This window comes from Ruegeria sp. BC1, from assembly GCF_056539305.1.
Map to the genome: position 1 here is coordinate 62,211 of NZ_JBQFUT010000004.1, position 18,838 is coordinate 81,048.

General features: G+C 52.9%; 16 protein-coding genes and 1 pseudogene. 11 read left to right on the plus strand and 6 right to left on the minus strand.

What is annotated here, in order from left to right; genetic code table 11:
* The first annotated feature begins 619 nt into the window (after positions 1-619).
* From ACR0IY_RS10335 to ACR0IY_RS10345, 3 genes are all read left to right on the plus strand, one after another.
* A complete protein-coding gene (locus ACR0IY_RS10335) occupies positions 620-808 on the plus strand; it encodes a hypothetical protein (protein ID WP_480672903.1) in 189 nt (62 codons plus the stop codon).
* On the plus strand, positions 805-2,916 hold the full coding sequence (locus ACR0IY_RS10340; protein ID WP_480672904.1) for an ankyrin repeat domain-containing protein: 2,112 nt from the start codon (positions 805-807) through the stop codon (positions 2,914-2,916). The genes ACR0IY_RS10335 and ACR0IY_RS10340 overlap by 4 nt, the downstream gene beginning before the upstream one ends.
* Positions 2,917-3,033: 117 nt before the next feature.
* Positions 3,034-3,432 carry a hypothetical protein gene (locus ACR0IY_RS10345; protein WP_480672906.1) on the plus strand — a complete coding sequence of 133 codons (399 nt, stop codon included), beginning with the start codon at positions 3,034-3,036 and terminating at the stop codon, positions 3,430-3,432.
* Between the two features lie 224 nt (positions 3,433-3,656).
* Here ACR0IY_RS10345 and ACR0IY_RS10350 read toward each other — a convergent pair whose 3' ends face one another.
* On the minus strand, positions 3,657-4,403 hold the full coding sequence (locus ACR0IY_RS10350) for an RES family NAD+ phosphorylase (protein ID WP_480672908.1): 747 nt from the start codon (positions 4,401-4,403) through the stop codon (positions 3,657-3,659).
* Positions 4,384-4,773 carry an MbcA/ParS/Xre antitoxin family protein gene (locus ACR0IY_RS10355; RefSeq protein ID WP_480672910.1) on the minus strand — a complete coding sequence of 130 codons (390 nt, stop codon included), beginning with the start codon at positions 4,771-4,773 and terminating at the stop codon, positions 4,384-4,386. The genes ACR0IY_RS10350 and ACR0IY_RS10355 overlap by 20 nt, the downstream gene beginning before the upstream one ends.
* 244 nt (positions 4,774-5,017) lie before the next feature.
* Between ACR0IY_RS10355 and ACR0IY_RS10360 the strand changes: the two genes are divergently transcribed.
* From ACR0IY_RS10360 to ACR0IY_RS10375, 4 genes are read left to right on the plus strand one after another with little or no spacing between them, the layout of a single operon-like run.
* Entirely contained in the window at positions 5,018-5,467 is a 450-nt protein-coding gene (locus ACR0IY_RS10360; protein ID WP_480673517.1) for a multiubiquitin domain-containing protein, read from the plus strand.
* Complete coding sequence (locus tag ACR0IY_RS10365) at positions 5,467-5,847, plus strand: E2/UBC family protein (RefSeq protein ID WP_480672912.1); 381 nt, start codon at positions 5,467-5,469, stop codon at positions 5,845-5,847. The genes ACR0IY_RS10360 and ACR0IY_RS10365 overlap by 1 nt, the downstream gene beginning before the upstream one ends.
* Entirely contained in the window at positions 5,844-7,256 is a 1,413-nt protein-coding gene (locus ACR0IY_RS10370; RefSeq protein ID WP_480672914.1) for a ThiF family adenylyltransferase, read from the plus strand. Before ACR0IY_RS10365 ends, ACR0IY_RS10370 begins: the two co-directional genes overlap by 4 nt.
* Before the next feature lie 17 nt (positions 7,257-7,273).
* A complete protein-coding gene (locus ACR0IY_RS10375; protein WP_480673519.1) occupies positions 7,274-7,621 on the plus strand; it encodes a ubiquitination-like system serine protease family protein in 348 nt (115 codons plus the stop codon).
* Between the two features lie 378 nt (positions 7,622-7,999).
* On the opposite strand, the gene ACR0IY_RS10380 is transcribed toward ACR0IY_RS10375, so the two are convergent.
* Genes ACR0IY_RS10380 through ACR0IY_RS10390 form a run of 3 tightly spaced genes read right to left on the minus strand, consistent with a single transcriptional unit; the run spans position 8,000 to position 12,189 of the window.
* Positions 8,000-8,740, minus strand: a complete 741-nt coding sequence (locus ACR0IY_RS10380; protein ID WP_480672916.1) for a hypothetical protein — start codon at positions 8,738-8,740, stop codon at positions 8,000-8,002.
* Between the two features lies 1 nt (position 8,741).
* Entirely contained in the window at positions 8,742-10,049 is a 1,308-nt protein-coding gene (locus tag ACR0IY_RS10385) for a tyrosine-type recombinase/integrase (protein WP_480672918.1), read from the minus strand.
* Positions 9,991-12,189 carry a VPA1269 family protein gene (locus ACR0IY_RS10390; protein WP_480672920.1) on the minus strand — a complete coding sequence of 733 codons (2,199 nt, stop codon included), beginning with the start codon at positions 12,187-12,189 and terminating at the stop codon, positions 9,991-9,993. Before ACR0IY_RS10390 ends, ACR0IY_RS10385 begins: the two co-directional genes overlap by 59 nt.
* 1,544 nt (positions 12,190-13,733) lie before the next feature.
* Here ACR0IY_RS10390 and ACR0IY_RS10395 point away from each other — a divergent pair.
* The 4 genes and pseudogenes from ACR0IY_RS10395 to ACR0IY_RS10410 form a co-directional block, all read left to right on the plus strand.
* Positions 13,734-14,087: pseudogene (locus ACR0IY_RS10395) on the plus strand (DUF1643 domain-containing protein); the annotation flags it as partial.
* 94 nt (positions 14,088-14,181) lie between these two features.
* Positions 14,182-15,249, plus strand: coding sequence for a calcium-binding protein (locus tag ACR0IY_RS10400; protein ID WP_480672922.1), 1,068 nt, complete (start codon positions 14,182-14,184; stop codon positions 15,247-15,249).
* A gap of 144 nt (positions 15,250-15,393) precedes the next feature.
* Positions 15,394-15,663 (plus strand): 30S ribosomal protein S15, encoded by a 270-nt coding sequence (rpsO, locus tag ACR0IY_RS10405; RefSeq protein WP_039528663.1) that lies wholly within the window; start codon positions 15,394-15,396, stop codon positions 15,661-15,663.
* A gap of 307 nt (positions 15,664-15,970) precedes the next feature.
* Positions 15,971-16,951, plus strand: coding sequence for a nuclear transport factor 2 family protein (locus ACR0IY_RS10410; protein WP_480672924.1), 981 nt, complete (start codon positions 15,971-15,973; stop codon positions 16,949-16,951).
* 221 nt (positions 16,952-17,172) lie between these two features.
* Here ACR0IY_RS10410 and ACR0IY_RS10415 read toward each other — a convergent pair whose 3' ends face one another.
* On the minus strand, positions 17,173-18,774 hold the full coding sequence (locus tag ACR0IY_RS10415) for a BCCT family transporter (protein WP_480672925.1): 1,602 nt from the start codon (positions 18,772-18,774) through the stop codon (positions 17,173-17,175).
* Between the last annotated feature and the right edge of the window lie 64 nt (positions 18,775-18,838).

An 18,838-nucleotide genomic window follows, 5' to 3' on the forward strand; every position in this document is an offset into this window, starting at 1 on the left:
TACGCAACCTTAAGATGACATCCAGATTGGGCAAGCAAATGTAGATGGCGCTCCAAAGAGAGGCGCTATCATACTCATTGGAATGTCCGCATCCGCAGTGTGTCCGTCGTCAGACATGTCAGTCAAGGTCGCCGAAAGGCTCCTTTTACTGACGTTGTCATGCTAAATGGCGCCGTCAAACAGAATCCAAACGAATGCAACCTCGAAGAATTCGGGTACTGCTTGCTTGGCAGCGATTGTTAGGTAGCGGATCAGATCAAGGCAAGGGCTGTAAAGATGTGCATAATGCTGCTTTTGCAAAATCTCAAAAAGGTGTCCCCAGCTTGTCCGATGAAGGATCGGCCCGAAACTGCCACAACCAAGGCATCCTCAAACTCGAAAGGAAAACAGGATGCCAAAAACCAAAGCCATGAGTTCCAAAGCAGTCGCACGGATTCAAGCCGCAAATTCAGCCAAGACCGGCGGGAAGACGGCCAAAGGTAGTTTCGTTGCGCGCGCGCAAAGCGCTGCCGCGAAAAACGCTAACCAGGCCAGTTCCAAGAAATAAGCTGGTTGGGATGGTGGCAATGCCGCCATCCGGTTATCGAGGTGCCACATGCCCTACTCCAGAGATAAAGATTTGAACAAGATCATTTCCGAAACTGTAAAAACAGGCGCGCGTTTTGTGCACGGCAAGAAGCATGGAAAACTGTTTTTCCCGAATGGCGGGCTGATTGTGATCGCCAAGACACCCAGTGACGTCCGCGCAATCCGCAATGTTAAAGCAGAACTTGCCAGGCTGCGCCGCACCCAGGAGATACTGGCATGAACAACGTTGCTTCCCCTATACCGCAGCCATCCGAGATCGTTGCATTCCTGATCCGCGCAATGTCGCATATCGATGATGCGAACGAACCTGCGCTCAAGAAAGAACTTCAGCGCCTGCGCAAGGGCAAACCGCTTTCTGCAGAAGCTGCGAACGATATGCTTAAGCGGCATCTTGCGGACTTTTATGCGGCGAACGGTAATGACGTTTGGGGTGCGACTGATTTTTTGGGCGCATTGCAAGGTTATGCTGTTCTATGCCGTTCTCTTGACTGCGCGGCATTGCCCGCTGCAGCGATACGTGGCGTTTTTGATCGTATAGCGTACGGATTTTTTCAGGAAATTCTGCAAATCGTGCTCGCTGTCACCGGGTTGAAACCAAAAGATATTTTGGGAAAACCGGATTATGCGAGCGCGCTATTGTGGCAATGGCGGGCGAAAGATCATGGTTTTGCACGCCTTGCGACCGAGATCGAAAGCAAACTCGGCTTGCACCGAGGTCAAGAAAATTGGGAAGTTTCGATCAAACGTTGGTCCAGAGGAGAAAACCTCCCACAGGTCCATACGGTTCTTTCCTTGATGAAGAACTGGGACCGGAAATTTGCGAGGGCCCTGCTGGTAGCTCGGATGTACCAGAAATATTGCGAGCTTAGCTTGGTAGATCCCAGCAACCATATCAGCGGATATGAGCTGCAATTTGATGCAAATGCCATCCAGAGGGCCATTGTGGATGTAGCGAGATCTCAGGAATACCTGAAAACCTGCGAGCTTAGTGAGCGCCAGCTTCGTGAGGTGGACGAAATCGTGCAGTTCACGGATCCTCGCAAGCCAAAGACAGATGGAGACGCAGACAGGGCCAGTTTGAATTTTTCTGCGTTGGAAAGGTCACTAAAAGGTCAGCCCCGTTTGGCGGGCCTGAAGTTTTACCATGGGCGCTACTATGCTCAGCTCGGTCGATACAACGACGCTCTCCAAGCATTTGAAGAGGCCGCCATGTGGTTCGAGTTTCGCAGTGCCGAACAGATGAAATGCTGCCTGCATTACATACTCAACATCGCGCAGAAGCTGAAAAAAAAGAGTGTTTTCGCGAAATGGGAAGGTTGGTGTGAAGGCTTGGAATTGAATGTTGAAATTCCAGACGCTGATTTGGCATGTGTCAGAGACTTTCCAAACAAGTATCCAGAGGCGACCGAAGTTGACCGCGACGGTCCTTACAGAAAATACATTCTGGACTTGTCTGAATGGAAAGATCGAAAGCCAGATATGCGAAATGTCGACCGTATCGTTAAGGGTTATGGCCTGACTCCAGCACCGCAAATTGCCGTATTTGCCCATCTTGGACAGGTGGGAAAAGTCGAACAGTTGTTGAGTGCTGGCGCCAACCCCAATGCTTTAGACAAGAAAAACCGCTCAGTGTTGGCAAGGGCGCTGCAAGGTGGGAATGACGCCTGCATCAAGGTTTTGATGCAGAAAACTTCTCAACCCGCCATCAACACTACAGCGCTCGACGGAATGTCTGCATTGAGTGAGGCGATTTGTACGGGTCGCCCCGATTATGTGCGAACTCTTCTTGAAAAAGGCGCCGACGTAGAAACAGAGGGGCCAGATCATCAAACACCCCTGTTCATCGCAGTCTGCCACTTTGCCGACGTTGAGACAGGGATGCAATGGTACAGCTCAGTTGCAGCTACTCCGGCTGTTTTACGCAAAACAAGCTCTCCCTTTATTGACGAGGAAACTCAGGCGCAGGCGACGATCCGCTATTCGCCCGATGAGTTGGCCATTCTTCCCGACATCGCTCAACACTACGTCAAAGGCGACACACCTGATATGCGCAAGATAGTGCAGCTTCTGCTGGATGCAGGCGCGGATGTAAACGCACCAACCAGATCCTCCGGCCTGACACCGTTTCTATGTGCGGCGGAAATCGGGAATTCATGGCTTCTTGAGACCCTTATTGACCATGGTGCAGATGTGCGTTCTCAGGATGAAAGTGGCGGTACGGCCTTTTCGCGCCTGCACTTCTTTGGACATGCTCACTTGGCGGCAAAATTGTTACGTTGGGTATTGCCAGATGACAGGATTTGGCTGAGAGAGAAAGCGTTTCGCTAATCGGAAAGGTTACTTGCATTCTCCGGCGAGCCCCTGACCTGACAAACAAACTTTTTTGCATTTTCTTGTATTGAACACACGTCCCTCAAGCCAGCAACAAAAACTTAAGGGAAAGCGATGAACACACACGTACGTTTAAACAAAACTCTGATTGATGCGGTCGTAAATGGCAACTTGCTCCTCAATGAAGTCAATCGGCGTGTTCGTTTTGAACTCTATTCCGAAACCTGCTCGGTAAACGGTGCGCTGATTCCGCGCTGGGACTGGAGTGACACTCAAGGACGGCCTGGACTTATGTCGATGATCGAGCAGGTCGACTTCGAGTATTCACAGACCACCCACTTGGAGCTGTTCGAAGAGTCACAGGAGTATGAGGAGATGATCAACTGCCTTTTGCAAGAACGCTTATCGCCGGAACGATTGTGCAAGTTCGATCCGGACAATGGTTGGGTGCTGACGGCTTTCAATTCATTAGCCCTCTACGATCACGGTGAAGGTACTAAATTTTCCTCATGAAAATTTCGGGGCCGGATCTAAATGCACCACTTTTTGAAGCACATTGAGTGCTCGCTTTGCGATCGCAGTCGCCTGCACAATTAGCATCGTTAGATATCGACTGCACAGCTTCGAGATCCGTCCCCAAAAGGTTCGGTCAGGCGCTGCGGAAAGAGCTTTTTTGTCGTACGTCTCACCGAAAGGAGTTTGACACCTTAGAACCAAGAAACGGCTTCAAAGCAGATTCAGGCGGCGAATAAGTCTCGTTCGTCCTTGAGTGCAGCTGGATCAATCGAGTTCTGCAAGGTCGGCACTGAGTTGTCGAAATTGTAGATGCCTGCGATCCTTTCGCCGTTCCAATGAAATCGGTAATGCTCGCACTGGATCGGCCGTTCCAGGGCATCACCATTTAGAACCACAATGCGCGTACCTGTAGGCCTTTCAGAAGAGTGAAATAGCACGCCATCAAACTGAACATTCGTGTTCATTTGGATGACTTTTTCTCCCAACTCTCTGAGTTCCCATCTATTCCGTGGTGAGGTTGGGCTTCTCGCATTCAGAAAGCGCCCCTTTACCTTTCGTCGGAGCATTCTCATGTCGAGGCCGATCGGACCTTCTTTGGTTCGCTTTAGAAAAAGTTCTCTTTTTTCAACTGACACAGCAAGTGCAGTTTGAACATCTCCAGACATCTCGAGGCAAGGAACTGAGTTCGAAAAAAGAGCGCTCCCTTCGGGGTTTGGGTAAGTGAAAGGGGCAAGGTTCCAGCTGTGAAATCGAGCTGGTTCTTCATCCACGACATTTAGAGAACTCTTTGACAGTCTTTCTTTGGCGCGGATGCGAGGATTGGTCAGGTTCTCAACTTCTGCAACCTCATCATCTCTGCCTGCTGCTATCCGCTCAAAAAGACCCACAGGTGGAAAGCGAGACGGTATCAATGTAAAGAAAGCCGCATCTACGTCCATAATTGGATAGTTATCCACCTCGTTGGGCATTCACATACTCCCGAACCTTGTAGATATCAGCAACCAATCCACCGAGCATCACTTCCAAAGCGGATTGGTTTCCAAAAAATTGATTTTCTTTCCTCACCCACCCATCAGCTGCATTGGGATCGGGCAAAAGGATTTGTAGAGCTTTATAAATACTCAGCAGGTGTGAAATTCGCTCAACGGTGTCGTTTGGAAGGTTTCCACCCGATTTTTTCCATTTGAAGAATGTCGAGCGACCTGGGGTTCCAAGCAAAGTAATTTGTTCCTCTGTGGAAAGACCCCACGCGTCGGACAAACTCGAAAATGCTTCCATTGCGGCCGGAATCTTATCCTTTCCCGCGACCGCTGCCAGTCCGGGCTCTGAATGTGTCATCAACTTAGATCCTCCCAGTCCTAAAATAGACTTGACGCCGATATTAGTCCAAATGCATACTGGTCCACATCGGGACTCTTTACGACTATCTGTCTAAAATGTCTTTGATGCAAGTGAAACCAGCCGCTGCGGCAATATCGAGCAAAGGACCGCTGCCATGACTACCAATTTGATTGAAGCCGAAGACCTCCTCGCCGTACTCCAGGCCGGGCGCAAACCTCGGGACCACGGACCTTACAAGGTAATGGTTGGGGATCCCAACCTTGCCTTCAGTGAGGTTCATCTCGATGACCCGACGCCCACCGGCCGTCAGGTCATCGAAGGTGCTGGTCTCCGCAAAGCTGAAGAGCACTTGGTGTTTCAGGTCCTGCGAAACGGTGAGCTGGAAGAGCTTCGTCTTGAGGAAACCACGGACCTCCGCCCAGGACAGGTTGAGCGTTTCCTGATCTTCCCCAGCGCTGAGTCTTACCGCTTCGACATCGACGGAAAGCGTCTCGATTGGGGCCACAAGGTCATCAGCGGACGGGTCTTGAAACGCCTCGCGGGTGTCGACCCTGCAAAGTTCGGTGTTTGGCTCGAGGTCCGCGGTGAGGAAGACCGCCCGATCGCCGATAACGAGCTCGTCCGGCTCGACGATGAAGGGCTCGAGCATTTCTTCACCGGGATCTGCGAGACCACGGAAGGGAGTGCGTGATGAGTATCTTGCCTTCCAAGGATCGCCGCTACCTCAGTGTACGGGGCATCGCCTACCGCGAAGTCGAGCATGGAGGTCAGAAGGGAGTGATCCTGACGGACTTCCCGTTGCCTGACGGTAAGTTCCAGGTCTCGCAGGCCAACATCCTCATCGTGTTGCCGCCAGGGTACCCAGACGCGCCGCCTGACATGTTCTATGCAGTTCCGCACCTGCTCCTGGTTTCCGGAAAGCGCGCTCCTCGGGCAACCCAGGTGCAGCTGAACTTCGACGGAGGGAACTGGCAGCGGTGGTCCCGCCACAACAACCAGTGGCGCCCGGGCGCCGATGGGCTATGGACCATGATCAAGCGCATCGAAGTAGCGCTGGAGGTGGCAGCATGAAACGCACAGATATCATTCTCCAAGAGCGACACCGCGATGAGCTTCGGAAACTGATTGCAGATGAGAACGGCGCAGAAGGCGCCGCCTATGTCCTCTTTGGCCGGAGCGTGATTGGCCGGGACCCGCTGACTTGCGAGCCGCGCAGCCGCTACACGTCGTTTGAGGTTATCCCGATCCCGGACGAGGACCGGGTTTCCACCAGCGATCGGCACGTTACCTGGAGGACAAAGTCGTTCGTCAACCTCTGTCGCCGGGCCAAGGAGGAACAGCTCATTCCTGGGATCGTGCACAGCCATCCAGGAGGCTTTGATGGCTTCTCCAAGCAGGACGACAAGAACGAGCTGGAACTCTTCAACCTGCTTCGAAATCGGAACAGAGAGGGCGTTGAGCTCGTGAGCATGGTCGAGGTTGGAGGAACACTCTATCGCGGCCGCGTTTGGGTTGAAAGTGCGAAACCTCCCAATTGTGAGCGTGTAAGCGTGGTCGGACAAAACGGCATTACGATCCAAGGGGGCAGTCTCCCTCCGGGCGATCCTGCTTTCAATCGCCAAGCCTTGGCTTTCGGTGATGAGGTTAACGGGTTGCTCAGGCAGCTCGCCATCGGCGTGGTGGGTTGCGGTGGAACCGGAAGCGCCGTGGTCCAGCTACTGAACCGGCTCGGCGTAGGGCGGATGGTTGTGATCGACGATGACGTTGTCGAGGTTTCCAACCTTAACCGACTGCATGGAGCCACCGTGCAGGATGCTCTCAAGAAAGTGGCAAAGGTCCGTGTCGTTGCCGACGAGGTGCTCAGATCAGGCCTTGATGTTGGAATTCACCCGATCAAAGGCTGGGTGGACTTGAAGGATGCACGTGACGCGCTGAGATCGTGCGACGTGATCTTCGGTTGCACAGATGATCACTCCGGGCGGATCTTCCTGAACCGCCTTTCACACTTTTACCTGATCCCGGTGATTGATGTCGGTCTCGCACTCATACCGAGGTCCGATGGAAAGCCTGGCCTACAAGAGATGGCTGCACGAGCAACAGTCCTATTTCCTGGAGCGCCGTGCATGATTTGCCGTGGGATTGCTGATCCGGTCCGGGCGCGCGACGAAGATCTCAAACGTCGCAACCCGGAAGAGTTCGAGCGTCAGAAGGCCGAGGCCTACGTGGTGGGCGCCGGCAATCCCGCCCCGGCCGTGGTAACTTTCACGACCGAGGCAGCCACGATGGCGGTCAACGAACTGCTCCAGGGCCTCGTTGACTACCGTGGCGAAGGCAAATGGGCCTACAACCGCTACAGGCGCCTCAGTACGGCGGAAGAGCGCCGGCAGGGTGTGAAGCACCGCGAGGATTGCTCGATCTGCGGAGACCTTGACAACTGGGGTCGTGGTGACGTCATCCCCTTCCTTGACAGGGTGGGGTGATGGTCATGATGCGAAATATGCTCCGGAGGGTCCTCGAGACTCTCCGGCTTATCCCACGCAGCAATTTGTCGTGTCGGATTTTTTCCCGTCATCCCTCCCCCGACCAGCTCGTTTTCGGCGAGGTGGTCGTAGTGCGCGATCCGAAGGACAAATGGGCATGTTTTCCTTGCCCGTGCGGGTGTGGAGAGACCACCAAGCTGTCGTTGAATCGGGCCAGGAGGCCACGATGGCAGATCACAATTGACCGGCTGAACCGTCCGACGATCTCTCCCTCGGTTAGGCAGACATCCGGGTGCAGGAGCCACTATTGGGTCAGGGATGGCGGTATTGAATGGTGCAAAGATTCTGGTGGCGGCAAAGAATAAGAGCTTCAAAAAAAACGCTTTGCGTTTTTCGATGGCCGCAATTCGAGTGTCGCGGCCATTACACTTCTCAAATAGGTCGTGCCATTGACCACGCTCCTTTCGATCCAATCAAATTTCAGAAACTCGATCTTGATATATACCAAATAAAATCAAACGCGCCCTCGAACCCAATTGGCGAAAAACACTTTGAGGATGCTTTCCTGCGACAGCTTGCTTCTTAGTTTGCTACTCACGCGCGGCAAATCCCTTTCAATGTCCAGTGTTGCCCTGGCCTCTACCGGAGCAGTCCTTATTAGTTCAGATATATTGACTGGCAGACAGTTAGGCGAACGACGACAGTTAAAACGGTTGAAAGGATTTGTTGAATACGAGGGGCGATCACCGTTGTTGTCCGGTTGCCACCTTTAATGCTTCCATCTCCGTTTTCTTTACCAATGTTTGATGTGTTGTCCGACACGCCAGCCGTCCATTAACTAAAACCAACCCAATGCGGCTCATCTCTTCTTCATCAAGGAAACGGGCAACAAGCGGTGCCAGAATCTCAATTAAAGGACCATTGTTTCCAAGAGCATCCGCCACACCGCCCTCCAAAATCTTGTCGATGTCGATGGGCGCAATCTTGCGAAGACCCTTCCTAAGAAGTTCGAGTTCGTTTCGAGTTTTGCGAAGCCTTTCCACCTCAAGTCGAACGAACTGCCGGTCGTCAGCACTCGGGATTGTCTCAATTGCTTCTTCTAAACGGCGTCGTGGGGGAGACGGCCGCCTCGGGAGTAAGGGCTTTTGCCGCTCGTCTTCACAGGCCTTAACGAAACTCAAAATACCTGGGTCGTTGTGTATAAAAGCCCTTGTTGGTCCAGACCAAGAATCATCCTTTGCTCGGCGTGCGCGAACGTAGCGATCAATTGACGACGGCGTAATCTTCGGATTCAGCCCAAGTCCGAAATCCTTGCCATATGCCGCTTTTACAGTGTTTGCCGCTCGACCACTGGCAATATCCTCGCAGGCTTGCGTGAGGCGATTGAGAGTTCTCAACCGTATCTCTGGTCTGTCCATGGCTTTGGCTTCGTCGCGAAGGCGGGCCAGGATGATTTCAGAAGCCTTTGGAGTATATTCAACCATATCAGGTATCCTTACTCCTCAATATCTTGTCGCTCTCATCATTGTCACCACCTCCGTTCTCTGAGTAATTTGATACATCCTTCCTGAGTTCGGGAAGTTTCGATGCACCACTTAAGAGTTCTTCAATGAAATCGGGTTGCTTACCTGCGCAACTTCTCGCGTGACGGTTAATCAAGTCACCAAACGCGTCCATAGCCACTCGTCTTTTATCGGGGTCCAAGCGATAGAAAAACTCAACCGCATCATTTCGACGCGCGATCTCCATGAGAATTTCATCGCGCTTTTCACGTGTTCCTCCCGGCACATCCATCGCACCTCCAGTTGTCAAAGAAGCAGTTGAGACAACTTCATGAAACAACTCCAATGCGTGAACCTCATTGAATTTTCCGGACAACTCTTTGTAGTTCACAGCCACCAGTGTATTCGCGGTCGCTTTTTTGCTTAAACCGGCCTCTGCTTTCCTTATAGTAACGAGTTCGGCCGCCCATTCGGCCCAAAGTTCATCCCGGAAGCGTCGATGACGCCGGATCCGGGCCTCAATCCTTGAAGCTGACCGACCTGCATCTTCCAATCGAGCGACTTCGTCGGCTAACTCTTTGTCTACACAAAAAGAATTCGTGATTTCTACCATTATAGCATTCAACCGGAGCACGAGCCCATTGAGAAATGCCGGTCCAGTAATCCGGAAACGACATCTTGAACATGCTTGTGGTCGAAATACTGGTTTTATCCGACTGCTTCCGTCATCAAGCCCGACATCACAGGAAGCACTTGGGCAAATTCCGTGGGAAAAGACCTCGTAGGGATTTGGTTCGCCATCGATAATCCTACTCTTCAACAGATCAGTACCTTCTGATCCTGCGCTATCTGTGCCCCCGAGGTAATAGCGAAGCACATCGTCCACCTCTTCGTCGGTTGAAGCCGCCTCAAGTTTTCTGAGAGCACTTTCACGGCGCGCCTCCAAACCTGCTTGGATTTCTTTGTGAGTCACATCATTTCGCACCGCATTGTAGTGCCAAGTCATGACAACGCTCTTATGGCCAACAAGGATTGCAACGACGTCCGGAGAAACGCCTGCATCTATCAATGTTGTGACAACTGTGACGCGGAGACTATGCAGGTCCCAACGCGGCTTTCCATCCGGCCGAAGCAGAGGTTCCCAACGGAATTCCGCTCCCAATTTGGCCAAATTAGCTCGACGTCGCCCGTTATAAATTGGCTCGCAGTGTCGAAGAAGCGCATTCCAATAATCATACAATGCAGACCGAGTTAGAGGGGTTCCATGCGGGCGGCGAGGGTCCCGGAACACAAGAAAAAACCTCGCCAATCTCTTCCGGTGTGGATAGGTCCTCTTCAAGACGATGGCGGGTCGCCACAACCGGTGTTCTACGTGGATTGTGCTCAATCTGCCAATCTCGCATCATTTCGAAGTAGCTCGCGTTCACCGCATCGACCCAAGGCACCTCGTACGGTTCAGTCTTGTTGATTGCCAAGTACATGCCGACGGTATTTTCGTTGTGTCCAATCTGCGTAATTCGTAAGTAGCCGTTTTGGGATCCTTTCTCAGCAATGGGGAGTGGATTTGGAACTTCGCAAATCCTCTCGCGGTCAACCCAGAATTCGTCACGCTCACCGCTGTCCATCCACAAAGCACTCCGTGATCTCATCCCGGTGTTCAAGATCATGTCCAAAACAATGGGGGCTGCGGGAAAAAAAACTTCTCGGGTTTCTGTGCTTCCTCGCACCTGAATGGATCGGAACTGTGAAGGCAAACCGCGAGCAAAAGCAAACGGCGCCCCTTCAGAAGTCTTCCTACGATTTTCCTCAATAATCACTTCAAGGAGCTCTTCGTGCAGGGACTTTCGGTGTGTCCGACCTACACGCGGCTTTCCCCTCTTTGTTGGGCAGTCCTGAACGACATCTATCGGCGAAACAAAGTCAGCCCAGCTTTCACGAGTGGCCACCAGTCGAATGATTTGGTTAAGGGTCCGCAGGGTTCTGGTTTTAACGAATGGCGTGCGGTTTGCGGCGAGAAAGTCCGAAAAGGTGGGAAATGAAAGATTGCCGCCGAGGCGAATATGTTCATTTCTGCCAATGTCGGACCAGGTCTTAGGTGAATTCGCTTCTCCAATCTCCCATACGTAAAACAACCAATTGGCCATTTCGTGTGTTCGCGTATACTTGACCTTGATCGGTAAAAGAGCAACGCCATCACGCATTGCCTCTGCCCAATCCGATACGTATTGTGGAACCTTTCCATCACGGGTGAGCAGTTGTTTGCCAAGCTCAGCTCGCATCCGCCTGGGATCCTCCACCCACGCATAAACTTCGGTTGAGTTACCTACCCCGAGTTTTACGCCATAGCCAAAATATCGTACGGCATCCCGAACATTGGGATGTTCCATGTCCAACCCCGCAGCAGAGACCAAAAGCCGAAAGTAGCGGTTTGCGTGGCTGCTGAAACGTCCTTTCTCTGAGGCGGGATTGAGACGCCTTTGTATTTCAATATCTTCCTTAATACGAGGGAGTATCCAACTATTGAATTCAGGAAGTTGAAAGAAATTTGTTCTGAGGAGAAGTTCTCGGTGAAATGGCAAAATCGAGGCAGATTGCTTGTCACCTTTAAATACCCCCGCACAAACTGATCGCCATTGCTCAGGTACTGCAAAACTCCAAAAGAGCGGCTCCAAACTTTGAGGCAGAATCCATGAGCCTTCTGAAGCGCTGATGTGTGGCCAAAAGATGATACCTTGCCTCGAAAGGAAGATCGCGAACAGAAGGTCCGCGCACCTGCGAGGTTTCTTTTTCTTTCTTGCCTCGAGATACTCACCAATGTCGTAAGCCACCTGAGACAAGGCATCGCGAGCACTGCTAAATTTGCAGAGCCTATGCTTCAGTTCATTTAGACCAAACCGGACACCTACGGCTGGGAAACGCGTGTCAAAGATATCGTCAAGCCCATCAGCATCTGCAAAAAGCTGTTCCATGATCCGTCTCTGCGAACCAGTGTCGAGTTCGAATATTCGATCGACTAAATTTCCCCTCCCCCTGGCGAGTGCTTTGCCAAGCGAAAGCCTTGTATCAGATATCGGAACTACGTCAGTTGCCAGGCAAGCGGCTAAGACCGGTTTCTTTCGCAACCAGTTCAAGCTTGGCTGTTCTGCACCGCTTCTTTTGAATCCAACAACTGAATTGGTCGGACAGGTAAGTTTATCAAAGACAAACCGGCGGTTAGGATTGAACTGCCTAAACTCGGCGGGCGTCATTGATAAGATCCCAAGAAGTTCGTTACGGAACTCATTTAGAAATGATTCAAGAATTCCCTTGAATTCCTCGATGCTCAAATCGCGCCGAAGAACGAATGATTTGGCCTCTCGGGAAACAATTCCGCTACCGTCCGGTTGTATACTTAGATCTGCTTCGTCAATCGAAAGAACTTTGTAAGACAAGAAGGCCTCCTGAGTTGAATGTTCATATCTTTCGGGCAGACAACGCATCATGAATTGTACGCGATGACCGTCCGTAGCTTTCTTGGCTTTCGATTGACGCGTGACCGAGGCAGACTTGGACGTGTTCTTCGCTTAGCCCAATCTCGTTTCGCAAGAACCACTTGTAATGATGCCGCATGCCGTGCAGATTTCGCCCGAACCTTCGAGGCTCCAACCCCACTCTCCTACATGCTCTCTCAAAAGCAGACTGGACAGCAGAGATCTTTACGGGGTCACCTCGCCAATACCCAGAACGATCGCTCATGTTGACGTATAAATAGGGGTGCTTGCTCGACGTCCGTTCAATATCGTGAAACGTCGAAATTTCATCGTGGCATTCTTCAAAAATCTGGCATGCTCGATGGTCTGCCCAAAACACTTGATGGGTATCATGCGCACCAGATACAATTGTTCCTTTCCAACCAGCTCTAAGTGGATTCCCAGCCGATAGGTTGCACCTGGGTGCGATGCCATATGTATTCTGAAGGTAGATACGGCGCTCGACGGAATCCGCGCCAACGACCCCCGTATAAGTTGATGTGATCGGGTGGGCTCTCAGAAACACTCTCTCCAACAACTCCTTTTCACGAAACTCAGGAAAGAAATATGAACGGTACACGTCAGGGAGGATGTCACACGACCAAGTATTAAGTTGTTCGCTTATCCTGAGGCCAGCGAAAGCTGCTGTAACCCATAGAGCCTTATAAGTTGGATTTCTTTCGGCATTTATGATTGCCCAAACCTCTTCCGTAGGAGGGAATGCCCGAATGCGATTCACTCTTTTCGAATACCTAACGATAAAAGGCCGATTTGCTTCTTCTGGAGAACGGACTTCTTGCCATCTCAACCTGGCTGCGGAGAGATGAGCAAAGAAGTCTCTATTACTCAGCTTGCGCATTTTAACCATGCGCTTGAGCATTTGCGGATGCTCCGCCATAGTCCAAGTTCGTCCCAACTCAGCCCGGCCGAAATTGGTAGAGCAAAACTCAAAATACCGAAGGATCGCCGCGTATTCCCTCCGTAAAGTCGCCGATCCGATGGGTTCCCAACCGAGCTCGGATATTGGGTCTGAATGATCGAAAACTGCCGTTCCAGATGCCCTCGTCGCCAAATAGGCGTAAACTAAGTAATCTTGCTGCCCAATATCAAATGGCCTCCTCGCGAGAGCCACAGCAGTAAAGTTGGCGAGGCGGGCGAGTGTTCTGACCTCGGTGTCAACTGAAGCCGGTGAATGTGTAACGCTTCGAGCCCTGGCATACGCAAACGCGTCTAACACTGGGGAAACATCTCCATCGTCCATCGCACAAAAGACTACCGGAATGGTCGTCGTAACGCCGTATTTCGAAACAGAAATGTCAGCGACTACTGCGACAGGGAGCCTAACATCCGTCAAAACGACATTCATTCCACCGATAGTTCCACCCATGGGTGGAACTATCGGTGGAATGAACTACTGGCACAATAGAAAACCACTTAAACAAAACACTTTTGGATAGGGCATAGTTGTTCAGAACGACCCCACGGTGGAACGCTGCGAACGGCGCGCACGGGCGCTGGGTTTTGGGGCGTTTCAGGTCACCAATATCTTTGCTTGGCGCGACACCGACCCGCGGAAGATGCGCGCCGCCGCCGATCCGGTAGGGCCTGAGAATGACACCGCCATTCTGGAGGGCGTCGATTGGGCGGATCAGGTGATCGCCGCCTGGGGCACCCACGGCGCGCATCTGGACCGTGGCCACGCCGTCGAATCTCTGCTGCGCGGTAGCGGGCATCCGCTGTTTCATCTGGGGCTAACCAAGGATGGGCATCCCAAGCACCCGCTCTACATCGCCTATACTCAGCAGCCCGAACCGTGGTGACAAAGGGTTAACCACAACTGCATTCCGGTTTTGACCAACCGCTTGATCGCATGGGATATTTACTCTCGGGGCAGTGCGCTCTCGGAGGTGTCTCATGTTTATGATCGGATTACTGAGTATTGCTGCCCTCGGCGGTGCTGCCTACGCCATGAGCGATGTATTCGTTGCCGGCGATGATCCTGAAGAGGACGACATAACGGACGAGGAGGCGGGCGACATCCCCGAGGGTGAATATCTGGATATCGGCGGTAACGTCGATGAACCCACGACCGAGGAGTCGCCCGTTGATCCCGGGGCCGAGCTTGAAGCCAACACCGATCCGGATATCGAAAATCCTGTCCTCTCAACCGGGAGCGTAGTTTCTGAGTTTGACGGTGATCTGGTCATTGCCGGTGCCGAGAATGTCGATCTGCTGGCCGGGCAGGACGGGGATGATCAGATAAACGGCTATGATGGGGATGACACCATCGGCGGTGGCGCCGGGCACGACGTTCTGTATGGGGGTGAGGGCGCGGATAACATCTCTGGAGGGGAAGGCGACGATGTCCTGCAAGGCGAAGGCGGTGACGACCAGCTAAGCGGAGATAACGGTGACGACAGCCTTTATGGCCATTCCGGAGAAGATCAACTGTCGGGTGGCGACGGCAACGACATGCTCAACGGAGGTCAGGGCGATGACACTCTGGCTGGGGGTGACGGGGATGACGCCCTGCATGGCGGCTTTGGCGATGACACACTGCAAGGTGGAACGGGTGAGGATGTCCTGTTCGGCGGGCATGGCAGCGACGTTTTGACAGGGGGCGGGGACTCGATGACCGACTTCCTGAACGGCGGCGACGGGGATGACACGATTCTGGCCGACAGCGGTGACATCGTCACCGGGGGCAACGGCGCGGATGAGGTCATCCTTGCCCCCGAGGCCGGGGATGACACCATCACCGTGATGGATTTCCAACCCGGGCAGGACAAACTGTTGATCTCATGGGAGGGGCAGGATGACCCAGAGATCCGGGTTGAGGCCGATGCTGAAAACGAAAATCTGACACATGTGCTGGTCGATGATCAGGAGGTGGCGCAGCTGTTAGGGGCCGACGGGTTGACTACCGACGACATTCAGGTGATTTCCGGAACGGAACTGGCGCAGCTTTCCGCATTGGGCTGACAGCGCAGAATCCCTTTGCCATTTGCTGAAAATGCGCATATACGCGCGCATCCGCATCGGAATCGGTGCGGTTTTCTCCATGGGCCTGTGCTGGACGACATCCCGGCCTGTGCCATCAACCCTAACCTTTTAAAGGAGACCCCGATGTCGATTACTGCCGCTGAAAAAGCACGCGTCATGAAAGAATTCGCAACCAAAGAGGGCGACACCGGTTCGCCTGAAGTTCAGGTTGCCATCCTGACCTCGCGCATCACCACCCTGACCGAGCACTTCAAGACCCACAAGAAAGACAACCACGGTCGTCGCGGTCTGCTGAAAATGGTTGCCCAGCGCCGCAAGCTGCTGGACTACCTGAAGGGCAAAGAAGAAGCGCGCTATCAGGACCTGATCAAAAAGCTGGGCATCCGCCGCTAAGCCCGGAACCCACCGCTATTCGACTTCAAACGCCCGCCAATTCGGCGGGCGTTTTTTTTTACTGACGCCTGAGGAAAGTCGACAACATCATAATATCAAAACGACGGCAGCACTAAGCAATGTCGGCTGTACGGACAAAGCCGACTATTTCTTTATGGTTGCCCGGGCTTAGCCTACACTGCCAGCGGGGCTTCAAAAATGGAGATTTCTGGAAAGGTTACGCCATGCAACGCTTCAAAAGAAACCGCGCTTGCGAAAGCCATATTGTTCGAAGCAGTTTTCGGGTTGTCGACGCGACAGTTCTGACATGAGAGATACGATCAGCCCCTCATCCGAACTCGCCGCGATTGTGGAACGATGGATCAATGCCTACGGTCGGGGCGATGGAGAGACGGTGGCACATCTTTTTTCTGAGGACGCTGCTCTGTCATACTTCGGCTCAGCCCAAGGTGAGGCTTGGAAAGGCGATGCTCTGCGTCGCGGCATAGAGCAATACATCGGAGAGGTTCCACGGTTTAAATGGCACGCAAAGGAATTGAGAGGATTTGAATGCGGGTCGCTCGGTTGGGTTGAATGGGAAGCAACTATTGAGGGAATTGAGACTGGGCAGTCCGCGCATCTGCGCTCCACAGTCATTCTGAAACTCGACAAAGGATCCTGGAAAATTGTGCACGTACACAATTCCTTACCGGTCAATAATGTGGAGGGATTTGGGTATGAGGCCAGAGGTTTTGAGGAATTGCTCGATGCCGCCCTCTCCACACCCTACGAACTAGGGCAAAGCGGGATAGCGACCATCATGTTCACCGATATCGCTGACAGCACAAAAATCGCTGAAGCCATAGGCGATACGCTTTGGAGCGACGCCCTCGCAAGACATCTGCGACTGGTTGAAACGCAGATCGTCGCCGGCGGTGGGCGTTTGGTTAAATCACTGGGAGACGGGGTGATGTCGTCTTTTGCCTCTGCACGAGCAGCGTTGTTGGCAGCTCAGAAAATTCAACGTGCAAATTCGGCAGAAACCAACGAGCCAAAGCTGCGGGTACGCATTGGTTTACATACCGGTGAAGTGATTACTTCGGATGCCGATCACTTCGGAACAGTTGTCAACAAGGCCGCACGTATAGCTGCCCTCGCAGCACCAAGTGATATTCGCGTCTCGGATGCCACGCGGATCATGGTGGGCGGATCACCGGAGTTTCAATTTGCCGAGCAAATGACAGTTCCGCTTAAAGGCCTAGAAGGGGAACATACAGTTTTCAAACTGAGCTGGCTTGAAGGAACTTGAGACCGCAAGCAGTGATCGATTTAGCAATTTTGTCTATAGAGGTGACTTATCGGAATTATACAGCCACATAATATTGGTATGGGATCACTGTAGTCATTCGCTGCAGAGCAGCACGTCACGGTCGGATAAACGACTGCTCTGGGTTTAATGCCGACAATCATTTCCCCCAAAAAAATGCCCGCCGGAAGGCGGGCATTTCGTATCTCCAATAGCTTTAGGGACTACATCTTTGACCGTTCCGATTTAAGCGCCAGCCACAAGCAGTAGCACATGATCAGAACGACGAAAGTGAACGGAATACCGGTTGACACCGCAGCACCTTGAAGCGCCGCAAGGCCACCGCCCAACAACAGGGCAATGGCGACCAGACCTTCCAGCGTGCACCAGAACACGCGCTGGACCACTGGCGCGTCCATTTTGCCGCCTGCGGTGATCGTGTCGATCACCAGCGAGCCTGAATCCGAGGACGTGACAAAGAAGATCACGATCAGGACCAGTGCGATCGGGGCAACGATGGAATAGAGCGGCAGCTCTTTCAGGAAGCCGAACAATGCACCCTCGGGCGCGTAGCTGTCGATCACTGTGGCGCGGACACCTTCGGCTCCACCTGCGTTCAGCATATCGATGGCGGCACCGCCAAAGGTGGACATCCACAACGCGCAGACCGCAGTCGGCGCCAGCAGCGCGCAGATGACGAATTCGCGCACCGTGCGGCCCTTGGAAATGCGGGCGATGAACATGCCAACGAACGGTGACCAGGCAATCCACCATGCCCAATAGAAGGTCGTCCAGCCATGGAAATAACTGGTGTCCTCGCGGCCGAACGGGTTAGACAGTGCAGGAAGGTGCAACACGTAATCGGTCATTACGTTAAAGTATCGAGCAATGGCTGTACCGATACCGGTGACGGCGATGACGAAGATGAACAAGCCGACGGCCATGATCATGTTGATCTCACTCAGCCGTTTGACGCCCGCATCCATACCCATCAGAACCGATCCCAGGGCAATCATGGTGATACCAATGATCAACAGCACAACAACCGTTGGGCTGGGTTCGATGCCGAACACCTCGTTCAATCCGGCGGCAACCTGTTGCGCGCCAAGACCCAGCGAGGTGGTCAGCCCGAACAGCGTCGCAAAAACCGCCAGCGTGTCGATGACATGACCCCACCAGCCCCAGACACGCTCGCCCAGGATCGGGTAAAACGCCGAGCGCAGGGTCAGCGGCAGGCCGAGATTGTAACTGAAGATAGCAAGGCTCAGGCCAACTGCGGCATATACCGCCCAACCTTCCAGGCCCCAATGGTGAATGGTACCGACAACGCCAATATATTCATTGCCAGGCACTGCAATATCGATACCCAGCGGGCGGGCGTTGCCGTCTTCAGCAAAGTTGTAATAGACCGGCTCCATCACGCCAAAAAACAGCAATCCGATACCGATGCCGGCCGCGAACATCATCGCGATCCACCCGGCATAGGAATAATCGGGTTTGGCATCCTTGCCCCCGATCCGCACGCTGCCGACGGGCAGAATGATCAGCACCAGACAGAACAAGGTAATCAAGTCCACTGACAGGACCAGGAACCAGTCAAATGTACTTGTGAGCCAGGGCCGCAGCCAGCCAAAGAATGAAGCGGCTGCTTCCTGATTGGCCAATGCAATCAGAACAAACGCAAAGATCAGAATACTCGATATCAGGAAGACCGGATTGTGGATATCCAGACCGAACGGGCGGACATTGTCCTGCCCCAGTTCGTACTCGGTTTCGAAATCATAGATCCGCGGATCAGGATCCAGCATTTTCTTTGATTGAGCCATACGAATGCCCCTCTGTTCGCTAGGTGCAAACGCCAAGGTATTCGGCCGGATGACGGATATGAGT

Excerpts from the sequence above, each read along its gene's own strand:
- ACR0IY_RS10340 (WP_480672904.1), top strand. The coding sequence starts at position 805 with ATGAACAACGTTGCTTCCCCTATACCGCAGCCATCCGAGATCGTTGCA.
- ACR0IY_RS10375 (WP_480673519.1), top strand. The coding sequence starts at position 7,274 with ATGCTCCGGAGGGTCCTCGAGACTCTCCGGCTTATCCCACGCAGCAAT.
- rpsO (WP_039528663.1), top strand. The coding sequence starts at position 15,394 with ATGTCGATTACTGCCGCTGAAAAAGCACGCGTCATGAAAGAATTCGCA.
- ACR0IY_RS10355 (WP_480672910.1), bottom strand. The coding sequence starts at position 4,773 with ATGACACATTCAGAGCCCGGACTGGCAGCGGTCGCGGGAAAGGATAAG.
- ACR0IY_RS10345 (WP_480672906.1), top strand. The coding sequence starts at position 3,034 with ATGAACACACACGTACGTTTAAACAAAACTCTGATTGATGCGGTCGTA.
- ACR0IY_RS10365 (WP_480672912.1), top strand. The coding sequence starts at position 5,467 with ATGAGTATCTTGCCTTCCAAGGATCGCCGCTACCTCAGTGTACGGGGC.
- ACR0IY_RS10350 (WP_480672908.1), bottom strand. The coding sequence starts at position 4,403 with ATGCCCAACGAGGTGGATAACTATCCAATTATGGACGTAGATGCGGCT.
- ACR0IY_RS10400 (WP_480672922.1), top strand. The coding sequence starts at position 14,182 with ATGTTTATGATCGGATTACTGAGTATTGCTGCCCTCGGCGGTGCTGCC.
- ACR0IY_RS10410 (WP_480672924.1), top strand. The coding sequence starts at position 15,971 with ATGAGAGATACGATCAGCCCCTCATCCGAACTCGCCGCGATTGTGGAA.
- ACR0IY_RS10380 (WP_480672916.1), bottom strand. The coding sequence starts at position 8,740 with ATGGTTGAATATACTCCAAAGGCTTCTGAAATCATCCTGGCCCGCCTT.
- ACR0IY_RS10360 (WP_480673517.1), top strand. The coding sequence starts at position 5,018 with ATGGTTGGGGATCCCAACCTTGCCTTCAGTGAGGTTCATCTCGATGAC.
- ACR0IY_RS10415 (WP_480672925.1), bottom strand. The coding sequence starts at position 18,774 with ATGGCTCAATCAAAGAAAATGCTGGATCCTGATCCGCGGATCTATGAT.
- ACR0IY_RS10370 (WP_480672914.1), top strand. The coding sequence starts at position 5,844 with ATGAAACGCACAGATATCATTCTCCAAGAGCGACACCGCGATGAGCTT.